Source organism: Streptomyces sp. NPDC007095 (genome assembly GCF_040634475.1).
GTDB lineage: Bacteria > Actinomycetota > Actinomycetes > Streptomycetales > Streptomycetaceae > Streptomyces.
In genome coordinates this window covers 1-15,499 of record NZ_JBEYFS010000119.1, presented here as the reverse complement: position 1 = coordinate 15,499, position 15,499 = coordinate 1, and the positions used below count along the sequence as shown (strand labels likewise).

General features: G+C 71.9%; 13 protein-coding genes. 11 read left to right on the top strand and 2 right to left on the bottom strand.

All coding sequences use genetic code 11. The features are described from left to right. Positions 1-72: 72 nt before the first annotated feature. A complete protein-coding gene (locus tag ABZ656_RS33525; RefSeq protein WP_101406199.1) occupies positions 73-432 on the bottom strand; it encodes a hypothetical protein in 360 nt (119 codons plus the stop codon). Between the two features lie 69 nt (positions 433-501). On the opposite strand from ABZ656_RS33525, the gene ABZ656_RS33520 reads away from it, so the two are divergent. The 9 genes from ABZ656_RS33520 (at position 502) to ABZ656_RS33480 (ending at position 12,838) form a co-directional block, all read left to right on the top strand. Beyond that, entirely contained in the window at positions 502-1,149 is a 648-nt protein-coding gene (locus tag ABZ656_RS33520) for an HAD family hydrolase (protein ID WP_101406200.1), read from the top strand. A gap of 375 nt (positions 1,150-1,524) precedes the next feature. Beyond that, positions 1,525-2,559: an ATP-binding cassette domain-containing protein gene (locus ABZ656_RS33515; RefSeq protein WP_101406201.1), complete on the top strand. Its 1,035-nt coding sequence runs from the start codon at positions 1,525-1,527 to the stop codon at positions 2,557-2,559. After that, complete coding sequence (locus ABZ656_RS33510; protein ID WP_101406202.1) at positions 2,556-3,293, top strand: methionine ABC transporter permease; 738 nt, start codon at positions 2,556-2,558, stop codon at positions 3,291-3,293. The genes ABZ656_RS33515 and ABZ656_RS33510 overlap by 4 nt, the downstream gene beginning before the upstream one ends. Positions 3,294-3,392: 99 nt before the next feature. Continuing rightward, on the top strand, positions 3,393-4,223 hold the full coding sequence (locus tag ABZ656_RS33505; RefSeq protein WP_075027598.1) for a MetQ/NlpA family ABC transporter substrate-binding protein: 831 nt from the start codon (positions 3,393-3,395) through the stop codon (positions 4,221-4,223). Positions 4,224-4,387: 164 nt separating this feature from the next. Next, complete coding sequence (locus ABZ656_RS33500) at positions 4,388-5,026, top strand: GNAT family N-acetyltransferase (RefSeq protein WP_360272933.1); 639 nt, start codon at positions 4,388-4,390, stop codon at positions 5,024-5,026. 174 nt (positions 5,027-5,200) lie between these two features. Further along, complete coding sequence (cbiE, locus tag ABZ656_RS33495) at positions 5,201-6,412, top strand: precorrin-6y C5,15-methyltransferase (decarboxylating) subunit CbiE (protein ID WP_101406203.1); 1,212 nt, start codon at positions 5,201-5,203, stop codon at positions 6,410-6,412. A gap of 345 nt (positions 6,413-6,757) precedes the next feature. Next, positions 6,758-10,510: a nicotinate-nucleotide--dimethylbenzimidazole phosphoribosyltransferase gene (gene cobT / locus ABZ656_RS33490; protein ID WP_360272930.1), complete on the top strand. Its 3,753-nt coding sequence runs from the start codon at positions 6,758-6,760 to the stop codon at positions 10,508-10,510. A 200-nt stretch (positions 10,511-10,710) separates the two neighbouring features. Next, on the top strand, positions 10,711-11,955 hold the full coding sequence (gene cobA / locus ABZ656_RS33485; RefSeq protein WP_101406205.1) for a uroporphyrinogen-III C-methyltransferase: 1,245 nt from the start codon (positions 10,711-10,713) through the stop codon (positions 11,953-11,955). 64 nt (positions 11,956-12,019) lie between these two features. Continuing rightward, positions 12,020-12,838 (top strand): RNA methyltransferase, encoded by an 819-nt coding sequence (locus tag ABZ656_RS33480; RefSeq protein ID WP_101406206.1) that lies wholly within the window; start codon positions 12,020-12,022, stop codon positions 12,836-12,838. Positions 12,839-12,850: 12 nt separating this feature from the next. Here the strand turns inward: ABZ656_RS33480 and ABZ656_RS33475 are convergent, their stop codons facing one another. Next, positions 12,851-14,173 (bottom strand): serine/threonine-protein kinase, encoded by a 1,323-nt coding sequence (locus tag ABZ656_RS33475; protein ID WP_360272926.1) that lies wholly within the window; start codon positions 14,171-14,173, stop codon positions 12,851-12,853. Between the two features lie 196 nt (positions 14,174-14,369). On the opposite strand from ABZ656_RS33475, the gene ABZ656_RS33470 reads away from it, so the two are divergent. Beyond that, the gene (locus ABZ656_RS33470; RefSeq protein WP_067365819.1) at positions 14,370-14,645 is read left to right on the top strand and encodes a hypothetical protein; all 276 of its coding nucleotides are present in this window, start codon (positions 14,370-14,372) and stop codon (positions 14,643-14,645) included. A 198-nt stretch (positions 14,646-14,843) separates the two neighbouring features. After that, positions 14,844-15,050, top strand: coding sequence for a hypothetical protein (locus ABZ656_RS33465; RefSeq protein WP_054230606.1), 207 nt, complete (start codon positions 14,844-14,846; stop codon positions 15,048-15,050). The last annotated feature ends 449 nt before the right edge of the window (positions 15,051-15,499 follow it).

The window sequence follows — 15,499 nt, the reverse complement described above, 5'->3', positions numbered from 1 at the left end:
CGGGTGCGCTTCTTCTCCGGGTTCTCCCGCCTCTCCTGAGGCGCGGTCCCGTTCTCCTCCGTGGCCGTCATCTCAGCCTCCCCAGATGTCATAGAGCCGCACCTCCAGTACGGCGAGGACGACACCGCCGGCCGCCACCGTGATCGATCCCCAGCGGGTGCGCTCCGCCAGCGACATGAAGCCCGCGGCCGGAATGCACGCGAAGGCACCGAGCAGATACGCCACGAAGATGGTCGTGCCCTGGTCGGGCTTCTCGCCGCGCGCCAGCTGGACGATTCCGACCACCAACTGGATCAGGGCGAGCAGTGTCACCACGGCCATGCCGATGAAGTGCCAGTCCTTGGTGGGCTGATCACGGTAGGCGGCCCAGCCGCACCAGGCGGCGAGCGCGAGCGCGGCGACGGCGGTCGCGACCGTCAGGGCATCAAGCATGCCGTGACCCTATTACGGGCCAAAAGGCCCGATGCCCTCGCCCCCGGGCTGCCCCGTAGGGTCGAGAGCATGAAGATCCATGCTGATGCCCTGCTGTTCGACAACGACGGGACGCTCGTCTCATCCCTCGAGTCGGTGAACCGGTGCTGGACACGATGGGCGCGTGAGTACGGGATCACCGCGGAGGACTTCGCCCGGATCGAACTGCACGGCCGCCCCGCCGTCGAGATAGCCGCCGACCTGCTGCCCGCCGACCTCGTCCCCGAGGCGCTCGCGCGCATCGAACTGCTGGAGGTCGAGGACGTCCCCGGCGGCGTCGTCCTGCTCCCCGGCACCGCCGCGTTCCTCGACTCGCTGCCGGCCGACCGCTGGGCCGTCGTCACCTCCGCCACCCGGCGACTGGCCGAGGCCCGGCTCGCCGAGGTCGGTATCCGGCCCAAGACGCTGATCTCCGCCGACGACATCACCCGCGGCAAGCCCGACCCCGAGCCCTACCTCCTCGCCGCCCGTGAACTGGGCGTGGACCCGGCCCGCTGCGTCGTCTTCGAGGACGCCCCGGCGGGCCTGCAGGCAGGTCGCGCCGCCGGGATGACCACCGTGGCGTTGGCCACAACCCACCAGGCGTCCGAGCTGGACGCGGACTTCGTGGTGAAGGACCTCTCGGCCTTGTCCGCACTGGTCACCGGCGGGGGAGTGGAGATCTCCACCCGCGGCTGAGAGGTGTCCACCGCTGTCCGTAATACGGACAGCGGTTCTGGCTCCCGCCTGTACGTCTGCTTTACTTGATCCCATGACCACGACGAGCAGCCGCATCCTTGCGACCGAGGCGACCATGACGCCCGGTGCTCGTTGTATGTGTCGAATGTGCGCCTTCTAGAGGGCCCCTGCACCACCGCCCCGTCTCGCGCCCCGAAGCGAGACCGCCGCGCCCTGCCCGTACCCCGTACGTGAGCGGCGTCGCCCCGCGCGCATGTTCTCCCCCGGATTCATCCGGTTCCATCGCCACCGCGAGAACCGTGTCGCGTTCCCGACCGAATGCACCCGTGCCGGCGCACACCCGCGCCCCGCACTCGACAGTGACGGAAACCCCCAGTGATCACGACAACGGGCCTCACCAAGGTCTACCGCTCGCGCGGCCGTGAAGTGACCGCCCTCGACGGCGTCGATCTGCATGTCCGCGAAGGCGAGGTGTACGGCGTCATCGGCCAGTCCGGCGCCGGCAAGTCCTCCCTCATCCGCTGCGTCAACCTTCTGGAGCGTCCCACCGCCGGCACGGTCACCGTCGCCGGACAGGACCTCACCGCGCTCGTCGGCCGCGGCCCGCGCGCGGGCAAGGAACTCCGCCAGGCCCGCAGCCGTATCGGCATGGTCTTCCAGCACTTCAACCTGCTGTCCTCGCGCACCGTGCAGGACAACGTCGAGCTGCCGCTCGAAATCCTTGGCCTGTCGGGGAAGGAACGATCCTCCAAGGCGCTCGGGCTGCTCGACCTGGTCGGTCTCTCCGACAAGGCCAAGGCCTACCCGGCCCAGCTCTCCGGCGGCCAGAAGCAGCGCGTCGGCATCGCCCGCGCCCTGGCCGGCGACCCCAAGGTGCTGCTCTCCGACGAGGCCACCAGTGCCCTCGACCCCGAGACCACCCGCTCCATCCTCCAGCTGCTGCGCGACCTGAACCGGCAGCTGGGCCTGACCGTCCTGCTCATCACCCACGAGATGGACGTCGTCAAGACGATCTGCGACTCGGCCGCGCTCATGGAGAAGGGCCGCATCGTCGAATCCGGCACCGTCAGCGAGCTGCTCGCGACCCCCGGCTCCGAACTCGCCGGGGCGCTCTTCCCGGTGAGCGGCGAGCCGTCCGGCGACGACCGCACCGTCATCGACGTCACCTTCCACGGCGAGGCCGCCACCCAGCCCGTCATCTCGCAGCTCTCGCGCACGTACAACATCGACATCTCGATCCTCGGCGCCGCGATGGACACCGTCGCAGGCAAGCAGGTCGGCCGGATGCGCATCGAACTGCCCGGCCGCTACGAGGAGAACGTCGTGCCGATCGGGTTCCTGCGCGAGCAGGGCCTGCAGATCGACATCCAGGGCCAGCAGCCCGTACTCGTGAAGGACGGTGCCAGGTGACCTGGTCGGAGATGCAGCCCCTGCTGTCCCAGGCGTGTTGGGACACGCTCTACATGGTCGGCTGGTCCACGCTGATCGCGATCGTCGGCGGTCTGCCGCTCGGTGTTCTGCTCGTCCTGACCGACCGCGGCGGACTCCTGCAGAACGTCCTCGTGAACAAGGTCATCGGGCAGGTCGTGAACATCGCCCGCTCGCTGCCGTTCATCATCCTGATGGTCGCGCTGATGAACTTCACGCGCACGATCACGGGAACGACCATCGGACGCGAGGCCGCGATCGTGCCGCTCGCCGTCGGCGCGATCCCGTTCTTCGCGCGCCTGGTCGAGACGGCGGTCCGCGAAGTGGACGGCGGTCTCGTCGAGGCCGTGCAGTCCATGGGCGGCAACACCTGGACCGTCGTGCGCAAGGTGCTCGTACCGGAGTCGCTGCCGTCGCTGATCTCCTCCGCGACCACCACGATCGTCGCCCTCATCGGTTACTCGGCGATGGCCGGCACCGTCGGCGCCGGCGGACTCGGCGACATCGCCATCCGCTACGGCTACCAGCGCTTCGAGACCGGACTGATGTGGATCACCGTGGCGATCCTCGCGGTCGTCATCTCCCTCATCCAGTTCGCCGGCGACTACGCGGCCCGCACCCTGCACCGGCGCGGCGGCCACTCCGGCGCCGCACCGAAGCTGCGGCTGCTGAAGGCCAAGGAGCCCGCCACCGCGGAGGTCGGCAAGGTCGCCTGAGGCCGCCCGAACACCCCCTTCTGGTTCTCCCCCCACCCGCAGATTTCCCCGTAACCACCCACCACGGGGTTGCTCCACCCTTAAGGAAAGGCACTTTTCGTGCGTAACACCGCCAAGATCACCACCGCAGTCCTCGCCGCCGGAGCCCTCACCCTCGGCCTCTCCGCCTGCGGCTCGGACAAGAGCAGCAGCGCCTCCGACACCAGCGGTCCGCTGGTCGTCGCCGCGAGCCCCACCCCGCACGCCGAGATCCTCGACTACATCAAGGACAACCTGGCGAAGAAGGCCGGCCTCGACCTGCAGGTCAAGGAGTTCACGGACTACGTCACGCCGAACACGGCGACCGAGGACGGGTCCGTCGGCGCCAACTACTTCCAGAACCAGCCGTACCTCGACGACTTCAACAAGAAGAACGGCACCCACATCGTGCCCGTCGTCACGGTCCACCTGGAACCGCTCGGTCTCTACTCCCACAAGATCAAGAAGACCGACGAGCTCAAGAGCGGTGCGACGGTCGCCGTCCCGAACGACACGGTCAACGAGGCACGGGCGCTCAAGCTGCTCGCCTCCAAGGGACTCATCACGCTCAAGGACGGCGCGGGCAACAGCGCGACCACCCAGGACATCGCGAAGAACCCGAAGAACCTCAAGTTCAAGGAGCTGGAGGCGGCCCAGACCCCGCGCTCCCTGGACGACGTCGACGCCGCGGTGATCAACGGCAACTACGCCATCTCCTCCGGTCTCAAGCCGGCCAAGGACGCGCTCTTCCTGGAGTCCGCGACGAACAACCCCTACGGCAACTTCCTCGCCGTCAAGAAGGGCAACGAGAGCGACCCGCGGGTGAAGAAGCTCGCCAAGCTCCTCACCTCGCCCGAGGTCAAGAAGTTCATCGAGGACAAGTACGCCGGTTCGGTCATCCCGTCGTTCTAGTTCCGGTCATCCCGTCGTTCCGGTCGGGTCACCGTACGGGGTCCACTCCATCACTGGGAGTGGACCCCGTGGTGCAGTTCGGTGGCCTCATGCTGCATGCTGGGCAGTTCAGCGGGCCCGAAGGATCCGAGGGCCCGACGTCCCCGACGGTTACGGAGCGGCGCATGATCAGCACCTTCCCCGACATCTCCATCAGCACGGAGCGGTTGGTCCTGCGTGCGCTCGACGAGGACGACATCCCCTCCCTGGCCGCGATGATGAACGACGAGCAGGTCGGGGCCTGGACCGACGTGCCCCAGCCCTACACCGAGGACAGGGCCCGCATCTGGATCACCGAGTACGCGCCCGCCGAACGCGCGGCGGGCCGGGGACTCGACCTCGCCGTCACCGAGTTCCTCACCCAGCGCCTGGTCGGCATCGTGCAGCTCGCCAAGACCGACTGGCATGTGCGCTCCACCGAACTGTCGTACGTCATCGCCCCCTGGGCCCGCGGCGAGGGCTACGCCTCCGAGGCGGCGCTCGCCACCGCCCGATGGCTCTTCCGCGACCAGAGGTTCGAGCGCATCGAACTGCGCACGGCGGCCGACAACACCGCCTCCCAGCAGGTCGCCCAGAAGATCGGCTGCATCAGCGAGGGCGTCCTGCGCAACGCCTGTATAGCGCACACCCGCACCGAGGACGGCCGCTGGGTGGACGTACGCACCGACTTCATCGTCTGGAGCCTCCTCCCGGAGGACCTCGACGGAGTCGGCGACCAGCTCGCCGACACGGGTGGTTTCACGTCGTTCTCCGACTGGAACTGAACCGGCGGGATTCCCCGCGCCGAATCCGGGGACGCCCCGCACGGCGTTCCGAAGAACCGCGCCCACCCGGCAGATATCTGTGCGCCCGCACCCAGCGACACCAGGTACCCTCACGGAGCCCGCCCGCGGGCTGCCCACCGACGACCTGCGAAAACCTTCTGGAGACTGACGACGATGGCCGACCGGGTCACGGTGATCGGCTGGGACGGCTCGCCCTTGACCGCCGCGGCGCGCTCCGCCCTCGGCGCGGCCACTCTGGTCGCCGGAGCGGCGCACCACCTGGCGCTCCCCGAGGTACCCCGGGCCGCCGAACGCATCCGCCTCGGCAGCGTCTCCCTCGCCGCCCGCCGTATCGCGGGCCACCGCGGCAGCGCCGTCGTCCTCGCCGACGGCGACCCAGGCTTCTTCGGAGTCGTACGCACCCTGCGCGCCCCCGAGTTCGGCCTGGAGGTCGAAGTCGTGCCCGCCGTCTCCTCGGTGGCCGCCGCCTTCGCCCGAGCCGGCATGCCCTGGGACGACGCCCAGGTGGTCGTGGCGCACCGCCGCACCCTGCGCCGCGCGGTGAACGTCTGCCGCGCCCACACCAAGGTCGCCGTCCTCACCTCGCCCGGCGCCGGCCCCGCCGAACTCGGCCTGCTCCTCGAAGGAGTCCACCGCACCTTCGTCATCTGCGAGGAACTCGGCACCGCGAGCGAGCGGGTCACCATCCTCACCTCCGACAAGGCCGCCGACCACACCTGGCGCGACCCCAACGTCGTCATCGTCATCGGCGGCTTCGTGGCCGCGGCCGAGGACGGCGGCTGGATCGCCGGGCGCGACCCGGGCACCGGACCGCGCGGCTGGGCGCTGCCCGCCCAGGCGTACGGCGGCGCACTGGGCGAAGGCGAAACGGATCTGCTGCGCGCCGCCCAACTCGCCCGGCTGGGCCCGCGGGTCGGAGACCTCGTGTGGGACATCGGCTCCGGCAGCGGCGCCTTCGCCACCGAGGCGGCGCGCACCGGCGCGGCGGTCATCGCCGTCGACCGCAACCCCGGCTCCTGCGCCCGCACCGAGGATTCCGCCCGCCGCTACGGCGTCCAGATGCAGATCGTGCACGGCACCGCGCCGCACGTCCTGGAGAACCTCCCCGAACCCGATGTCGTACGCGTCGGCGGCGGGGGAGTGCAGGTCGTCTCGGCCGTCGCCGACCGCCGTCCGCAGCGCATCGTGACGCACGCGGCGACCCGGGACGCGGCCGAACTCGTGGGCCGCGATCTGACCGAGCACGGATATCAGGTCGAATGCGCCCTCATCCAGTCCGTCGAACTCGACACAAGGGCCTGGACGGAGACCGAGCGGAGCGTCGCGTTCCTGCTCACAGGCCGTCTGCCCGATCGCAACCCGTGATCCTGTTGTCGTACTGCGCGCGGTAGGCTGGCCGATCGTTGTACCGCTCCCGGGTGATCGGCCTTTCGTGGGCCAATGTCCGGAAAACGCGCCCGTTTTGAGGCGAGTGTGGTACGGCAGAACCGGAGGACGCGCAACGTGGCGCAGTCCACAGCGGGCCGTCGCGGATCAAGCTGTCGCGAGGGTCGGACGACCGGGACAATGCCAGTTAATGGCTTTGTCGTCTTTGTTGGCCGGTCGTTCGTGCCGCTGGGCGCGCACGCTCGTTCTTCACTGCGGGGCGGTCGGTGCGCCGTTCCGGGCGAGCAGGACTTGGAAGCACTAACCGATGGGCGAGGGGTACGCATGACCGACACCGGCCAGGTCCCGGGCGAGGGACTGCCGGAGAACGCAGGCATGGTGGAGCAGCCGGGCGTCCCCGCCCCGGGCGTGTACACCTTCCTCGACCCCTCCGAGAACCCCGCCGAGGACGACGACCTGCTTCTCATGCCAGGCGCACAGGGAGCGTGGGGCAACGAGGTGGCCCCGCCGCCCCCGCAGCCCCTCGTCCAGGAACAGCCTCTCGTCCATGAGCCGGGTCCGCACGAGACGGCCGGCCGGGACAGCGGTTCACTCGACCTCAGTGGCGTCCGCGTGCCCGGCCCCGCGGCCGCCCCGCAGCCGACGGCACCGCGCCGCCCGCTGCACCTCGGCCCGCCGACTCCGGACGGCTCCGCGAGCCCGGTGCGCTCGCTCGCCGACCGCGGCCCCGCCGCCGCGCCCGTGGCCACCCCGACGAGCCCCGTGGCTCCCCCAACTCCGGTACGGCACGCGGGTCCTCCGACGGCCGGTCCCGAGTATCTCGACGTACCGCAGCTCTCCGAGATCCCGCCGCAGGGCGCGGTGCCGTGGGGAGCGCCGCCGGTGGGTCCCGAGGGGACGGCCGCAGAAACGGTCGTCCCGTCGGCCGTCCAGGGCCCGGAAGCCGGAGTGGTCGCCGAGGCGGCGCCGGCGGAGGAGGTTCCGGAGGCCGCCGAGGCCGCGGAATTCGCCCCGGTTCCCCAGCTTGCGGAGGCGGTCGAAGCGGTCGGGGCTCAGGGACTCGCGCAGGTGCCCCAGGCCCCGGAGACCGCCCACACGCCCGAGGCGTCGGAGGGCCACCTCGTCCAGCAGGCCGTGGAGGTCGTGCCGAGCCCCGAGGCCGAGCCGAGCCTCGAGACCGTGTCGGGCTTCGAGACGGCGCCGGGCTCTGAGGCCACGCCCGCGCCGGACGGCTTCCCGGCCCCCGAGGTCCCGGAGGCGACTCCCGCTTCGACGCCCTTCCCGGTCGCCCAGGACCTCCCGCACGCGGCGCCGACCGTGGACGACACCGCCGGGCACCTTGCCGGCGCCCCGGCACAGGTTTCCGAGGCGGGCGAGCAGGTGCTCCAGCCCGCGCAGGACCCGCAGTCGACGCCCGCGGCCGAGCCGGGGGCCACCGAACAGGCTCCCCAACTCGCGGACCAGGCCCCGCACCTCGCCGAGCCCGCCGCCCAGGCGGTGGACCAGGCGCCCCACTTCCCGGCCCAGGACGCCCAGTTCCCGGAAGCCGGTGTCCATATCCCGGACCTCGTGGTCCAGTTGGCGGACACCGGCGTGGAGCCCGTGTCCCCCGCGGAGGCCGCGCAGCCGGAGTTCGCCCCGGAGCCCCTCGTGGTGTCCGCCGCCCAGGCAGCCGCCGAGGCGCAGGCGCAGGTGGCGCGCGCCGCGGACGACTCGTACGGACAGGCGGTCCCCGGCGTCGAGGCCTTCCCGGTGCAGGCCGCGCAGTTCGTGGCCCCCGCCGAGGCCCACGCCGCGTTCGCCGAGGCCGGTGCCGGTGTACCGGTCGGTGTCGCCGCCCACGCACAGGCGCCGCACGCGGCCACGAACCAGTCGCACGGCGAGCACCACCCCGGCGACACGGCAGGCGCACCCGGAGTCCAGGGCGCCCCCCTGGACTCCGCCGCGGACCAGCCCCTCGGCCAGTTCGTGCCCGTCGAGGGCACGGTGCCGACGACCCCGCACCTCGCCCCGACCCCGCCGCACGCCATGACCGTGCCGCCGCTGCCCACTCAGGAGCGGCCCCCGGCCGAAGAGCCCCCGGCCCTGGCCCAAGCCGTGGCAGCGGAGAGCCAGGAGGCTCACCCCGCCCCTCTCGCCGAGGCGGAGCCCGCCATCGAGGCGGAGGCCCTCGCCTCGGTTCCCGCGCCCCGCGAGGCCGAAGCCGAGACACCCCCCGTACCGGAGCCGTTCGAGGCGGACCCGGAGCCCGTAGTAGTCACACAGCAAGCGGACGACCTGGACACCCAGGTCGCCGACCAGGAAGAGAGCACGGCCGCAGTGGAAGACGTACGAGAGTCCACCGGCCCGGCGGCCCCCGGCTACGACGACGCCGAGCGCGAGGCCGTGCTGCGCGTGATGCGCGAGCGCCGCGACATCCGCAACGGCTTCCGCAGCGACCCGATCCCGCACGACGTGCTGCTGCGGGTCCTGGAGGCCGCGCACACCGCGCCGTCCGTCGGCCACTCCCAGCCCTGGGACTTCGTCGTCATCCGCTCCGCCGAGACCCGGCGCACGATGCACGAACTGGCCGCCCGTCAGCGCGAGGCGTACGCCAAGTCGCTGCCCAAGGGGCGCGCGAAGCAGTTCAAGGAACTGAAGATCGAGGCCATCCTCGACACGCCGGTGAACATCGTCGTCACCGCCGACCCGACCCGCGGCGGCCGTCACACCCTGGGCCGTCACACCCAGCCCCAGATGGCCCCGTACTCCTCCGCGCTCGCGGTCCAGAACCTGTGGCTCGCGGCCCGCGCCGAGGGTCTCGGCGTCGGCTGGGTCAGCTTCTTCGACGAGCGCGAGATGGTCCGCGCCCTCGGCCTGCCCGAGCACCTGGACGTGGTGGCGTACCTCTGCGTCGGCTACGTCGACGAGTTCCCCGAGGAACCCGAGCTGATGCAGGCCGGCTGGTCCAAGCGCCGCCCGCTGTCCTGGGTCGTGCACGAGGAGACGTACGGCCGTCGCGCGCTGCCCGGTGAGGAGCCGCACGACCTGCTCGCCGAGACGGTCTCCAACATCCGCCCGCTGGACGCGAAGGCGCTCGGCGAGGCGTGGGAGCGCCAGAAGCGGATGACAAAGCCCGCGGGCGCGCTCGGCATGCTGGAGATCATCTCCGCGCAGTTGTCCGGCCTGTCCCGGATGTGTCCGCCGCCGATCCCGGAGCCCGCCGCCGTCGCGATCTTCGCGGGCGACCACGGCGTGCACGCCCAGGGCGTCACCCCCTGGCCACAGGAGGTCACCGGCCAGATGGTGGCCAACTTCCTGGGCGGCGGCGCGGTCTGCAACGCCTTCGCCAACCAGGTGGGCGCCGAGGTCTGCGTCATCGACGTGGGCGTCGCCTCCGACCTCCCCGCTACCCCGGGTCTCCTCCCGCGCAAGGTCCGTGCGGGCACCGCCGACATGACGACCGGCCCCGCGATGACCCGCGAAGAGGTCACGGCCGCCATCGAAGTGGGCATCGAGACAGCCCGCGACCTCGTGGCGGCCGGCAACAAGGCCCTGCTGACCGGCGAGATGGGCATCGCCAACACGACGGCGTCGGCGGCCCTGATCTCCGTCTTCACGGACACCGACCCGTCCGAGGTGACGGGCCGCGGCACCGGCATCAACGACGAGACCCTTGCCCGCAAGACCGAGGTCGTGCGCCGCGCCATCGAACTCCACCAGCCGGACCCGGCCGACCCCATCGGCGTCCTCGCCGCGATCGGCGGCCTCGAACATGCCGCCATGGTCGGCCTGCTCCTCGGCGGCGCCTCCCTGCGTACGCCGGTGATCCTGGACGGCGTCAGCGCCGGCGCCGCCGCCCTCGTGGCCCGTGCCATCGCCCCCGAGGTCCTCGCGGCCTGCATCGCGGGCCACCGCAGCGCCGAGCCCGGCCACGTCGCCGCCCTGAACAAGCTGGGCCTGCGCCCCCTGGTCGACCTGGACCTGCGCCTCGGCGAGGGCACGGGCGCCCTGCTGGCCCTGCCGGTGGTCCAGAGCGCGGCGAGGGCGATGCACGAGGTGGCGACGTTCGACTCCGCAGGGGTCACCGAGAAGTAGGCCGACGACGCGCCCGCTTGCGCGGGGGCCGGGGGGCCCAGCCCCTCACGCGGCCCAGCCGCACAGTGCCACTGCCGGGACGGGGCGGGCTTGGGGAAGGAGCCCCTCCCGCCCCGCCGTATCGTGGACCCGCATCCAAAACAGCACGTCAAGGCCGCTCCAGCCGAGCGCAGCGGCCCCGTACGAGGAGCCGCACCGTCATGGCCGAAAACCCCGCCTACCCCGTAGGCCTCCGCCTCACCGGCCGCCGCGTAGTCGTCCTCGGCGGCGGCCAGGTCGCCCAGCGCCGCCTCCCGGCGCTCATCGCGGCAGGCGCGGACATCCACGTCGTGTCACCCGAGGCCACCCCCTCCGTCGAGGCGATGGCGGACGCGAGTGAGATCACCTGGACGAGGCGCCCGTACGAGGACGGCGACCTCGCCGACGCCTGGTACGCACTGATCGCGACCAGTGACCGGCAGGCGAACGCGGACGCCTCCGCCGAGGCGGAGCGCCACCGCGTCTGGTGCGTCCGCTCCGACGACGCCGACGCGGCGACCGCCTGGACCCCGGCGACCGGCCACAGCGAGGGCGTCACGGTCGCCGTCCTCACCACGAACGCCAAGGGCCGCGACCCCCGCCACACAGCGGCGATCCGCGACGCGGTGGTCGAGGGCCTGCGCGACGGCACCCTGGTGGCCCCCCACCACCGCACCCGCACCCCGGGTGTCGCCCTGGTCGGCGGCGGCCCCGGCGACCCCGACCTGATCACGGTCCGCGGCCGCCGACTGCTCGCCGAGGCCGACGTGGTCATCGCCGACCGTCTGGGCCCGCGTGACCTGCTCGCCGAACTCCCGCCGCACGTCGAGGTGATCGACGCGGCGAAGATCCCCTACGGCCGGTACATGGCCCAGGAGGCCATCAACAACGCGCTCATCGAGCACGCGAAGCAGGGCAAGTCGGTCGTCCGGCTCAAGGGCGGCGACCCGTTCGTCTTCGGCCGTGGCATGGAAGAGGCCCAGGCGCTCGCCGAGGCGGGCATCGTCTGCACGGTCGTCCCCGGCATCTCAAGTTCGATCTCGGTGCCGGGTGCGGCCGGTATCCCGGTCACCCACCGGGGTGTCGCACATGAGTTCACCGTGGTCAGCGGCCATGTCGCCCCTGACGACGAGCGATCCCTCGTCGACTGGCCGGCCCTCGCCCGACTGCGCGGCACGCTCGTCGTCCTCATGGGCGTCGACAAGATCGGCAGGATCGCCGAGACCCTGATCGCGCACGGCAAGCCCGCCGACACCCCGGTCGCCCTGGTCCAGGAGGGCACGACCGCCGCCCAGCGCCGCGTCGACGCGACCCTGGCCACGGTCGCCGAGACCGTACGCACCGAGGACGTGAAGCCCCCGGCGGTGATCGTCATCGGCGAGGTCGTGAACGTGGGTGTGCACAGCCCGCTGAACGCTTCCGAGTAACCACCGGTAACCCAACCCGTGCCCAGCCGTTGGCACCGCACCCAGGACAAGGCAGTATCACCCTGTGGCCGATCTCATCACCGTTGAGAACCCCGACGACCCGCGTCTGCGTGACTACACGGGCCTGACCGACGTGGAGCTGCGCCGCAAGCGCGAACCCGTCGAGGGCCTGTTCATCGCCGAGGGCGAGAAGGTCATCAGACGCGCCAAGGACGCCGGGTACGAGATGCGCTCGATGCTCCTGTCCGCCAAGTGGGTCGACGTCATGCGCGATGTCATCGACGAGCTCCCGGCCCCGGTGTACGCGGTCAGCCCGGAGCTCGCCGAACAGGTGACCGGCTACCACGTGCACCGCGGCGCGCTCGCGTCCATGCAGCGCAAGCCGCTGCCGACGGCCGAGGAACTCCTGCGGTCCGCACGCCGGGTGGTCGTCATGGAGGCGGTCAACGACCACACCAACATCGGCGCGATCTTCCGCTCCGCCGCGGCCCTCGGCATGGACGCGGTCCTGCTCTCCCCGGACTGCGCGGACCCGCTCTACCGCCGCTCCGTGAAGGTCTCGATGGGCGCGGTCTTCTCGGTCCCGTACGCCCGTCTCGAGACCTGGCCCAAGGGCCTGGAGACGGTCCGCGACGCCGGCTTCAACCTGCTCGCCCTCACCCCGGACGAGAAGGCGAGGTCCCTGGACGAGGCGGCCCCGCACCGGATGGACCGGGTCGCGCTGATGCTGGGCGCGGAGGGCGACGGCCTGTCCACGAAGGCCCTGATGGCGGCGGACGAATGGGTCCGCATCCCGATGGCCCACGGCGTCGACTCGCTCAACGTCGGCGCGGCGGCAGCGGTCGCCTTCTACGCGGTGGCGACGGGCCGCCCACAGCCGTAGGGCCTGTCGGCCTCAGCCGTCCTCGCTGATCCGGCTGCGGTACTGCGCGGCCATCAGATCGCCGGGAGGCCGCGCGTAGGACGACTGCTCCTGTCGTACGTCCTTCCGTGTGCCCCCGTCTTCCAGCCCGCGTGCCGGCCCCTGGCAGCCCTGCGCCGCCGCGATGCCCAGCGCGACGAGCAGCGTCACCACGACGAACACGAAGAGCCGCTGACGCAGCAGTCGCGGATTGGCCGGCCGCCGCCCGGTCCCCGTCGTCCGGGGTGCGGGACGCCCGGCGCCGCTGCGGGGCGCGGGCCTGCTGCCGGATCGTCCGGTACTCCGGGCGGGCGCGGGTCGCGCACCCGGCTGCGACGGCCGTGAGCCCCCGTTGGTGCCGCCCGTGCGCGGCGGCGGTGTGCCCTGCGGGCGGCGCTGGGTGGGCTGCTCGGCGTACTGCTCGGCGAGGCGCCCCGTCGGCCGGTCGGGATCATTGCGCTGCGCGGGCGGGCGGACATCCGCCATGCCCTGCGCCTCGCGGGCCGCGATCTCCTTGAGCCGCAGGGAGAGTTGGAGCGTGCTGGGGCGCTCCTCGGGGTCCTTGGCCAGACAAGCGCGGACGAGCGGAGCCAGCGCGTCCGGAACACCGTGCAACTGCGGCTCCTCGTGCACCACCCGGTACAGCATCACTTCGGAACTGCCGTGTCCGAAGGGCGAGTCGTTGGTCGCCGCGTACGCCAACGTGGCGCCGAGCGCGAACACGTCGGTGGCCGGGGTGACGGCGGCGCCGCGCACCTGCTCGGGCGCGAGGAACCCGGGCGAGCCGACCGCCGTACCGACGTGCGTCAGGGTGCTCGCCCCCGTCGCCCAGGCGATGCCGAAGTCGATGATCCGCGGCCCCTTCGGGGACAGCAGGATGTTGGACGGCTTGAGGTCCCGGTGCACGACACCGGCCTCGTGCACGGCGACGAGCCCCTCGGACAGCGCGGCCCCGACGGCGGCCACGTCGGCGGCCGACATCGGGCCCTCCTCGGCGACCTTGTCGTGCAGCGAGGGCCCCGGCACGTACTGCGTGGCGAACCACGGCCGGTCCGCCTCGAGATCGGCGGCCACGAGCCGCGCCGTGCAGCCGCCCCTGATCCGCCGGGCCGCGGAGACCTCGCGGGCGAACCGTGACCGGAACTCCTGATCCTCCGCCAGATCCGGTCGGATCACCTTCAACGCGACCCGCTGGCCACGGCGGTCGGAGCCCAGGTAGACCACGCCCATCCCACCCGCGCCGAGCCGTCTGTGAAGCCTGAACGAGCCGACGACACGCGGGTCCTCGCGCCTCAGGCGCATCATCGCCATGTCCATCCCCGCTGCCCGGTCCGTTTGACGAGCCACAGCTTACGTTTCCGCAGCCGGGTGCGCGCAGAGGCCGCGCCCTCACGGCCCGATCGATTGTCAGTGCCGGGTGGGAAACTTGAAAGACGGTCAGGGAATGAGCGAACAGGACTGCTTTGGGCCGCCTGTGATCCCAACCGTCCGTCGCAGAAGGGGGATTGAACCTGTGAAGGGTGATCGCGTGGAGATAGTCGTGGACGCCGGGGACACGACGCGTACGTACGAGGTGGTGGCGAGCAGGGCGGGTCGCAGAGTGGAGACCGCGGTGCGCCGGGGGGTGGTGGAAGTGAGCGAAGTCACCCGAAACGGATCAGTGGTGCGCACCGCCCGCTTCATGGCGACGCGGGTGCTGGCGCTGGTCGAGCAGCCGGTGCCGAGGGAGGACAGCTCGGAACAGTCGGGGCACACCGGACGCCCCCTCCGGGAAGACCCTGAGACCTAGGTCCTCATCTCCACCCAGGGGAGTACACCGCAGGTCATCGCTCATCCTCCGGGAGGCCCGGCAATCGGTACGAGGGCATGACGACCGATCGCCGCCGCACCCATAGATTTGAGGTCAAGCGGCGGGTGCAGCACTCGTCCCCCGAGGTCAGACACCCGCCGCTGCCAACCACATAGATGCTCGGTCAGGAGAGGGACCATGGCCCACACGGCACCGCGGACGGCGATCCGCACAGGACGCAAGGCGTACAGCGCCGCGTTCCGCCCGCGTCGTCAGGGTCAGCGCCACCCCTTGGTGGCGACAGCGATGGTCCTTCCCCTGGCGGCCCTGCTCGTAGTCGTCTTCGGCGGCTGGGACGCGGTGGTCACACAAGCGTCGTCCGTGGGCGTGATGCTGGGGCGCTGAGCGGCGCCCCAGGCCCGGAAGAGCGGTCCGGGCGGGGACATCCGGCCATGAAACCCCGTGGGGACGGGGGTGCGGCGGACGGCACAAATGCCCGCGCAGCTGGGGAGCTGCGCGGGCATTGTTCTGCCCTGACACGGGTGCGGGCGCCGAGTTCCCTGACTACGGGCCGACGGGGGCTGACCGCGCCGTTCCCCGCGTCCCTGAGGGGGCGCTGCGCGCATCTTCAGTCCGTCCGGCGTTCGGGGACGAGGCCGTCAGGCCGACGGGGCAGCGGGGCGATGGGGCACCGGGGCGCAGCCCCGTGCCCCAGGGGCACGGGGAACTGCGCGACCGGCCCCCCCCCCCCCCCCCCCCCCCCAACCCCCCCCGGGGGCGGGGGGGGCCCCCCCGGGATGGGCGGCAGGGGCGGGGGGGCCCCGGGGGGGGGTACGTACGCTCGCGGGGTAACG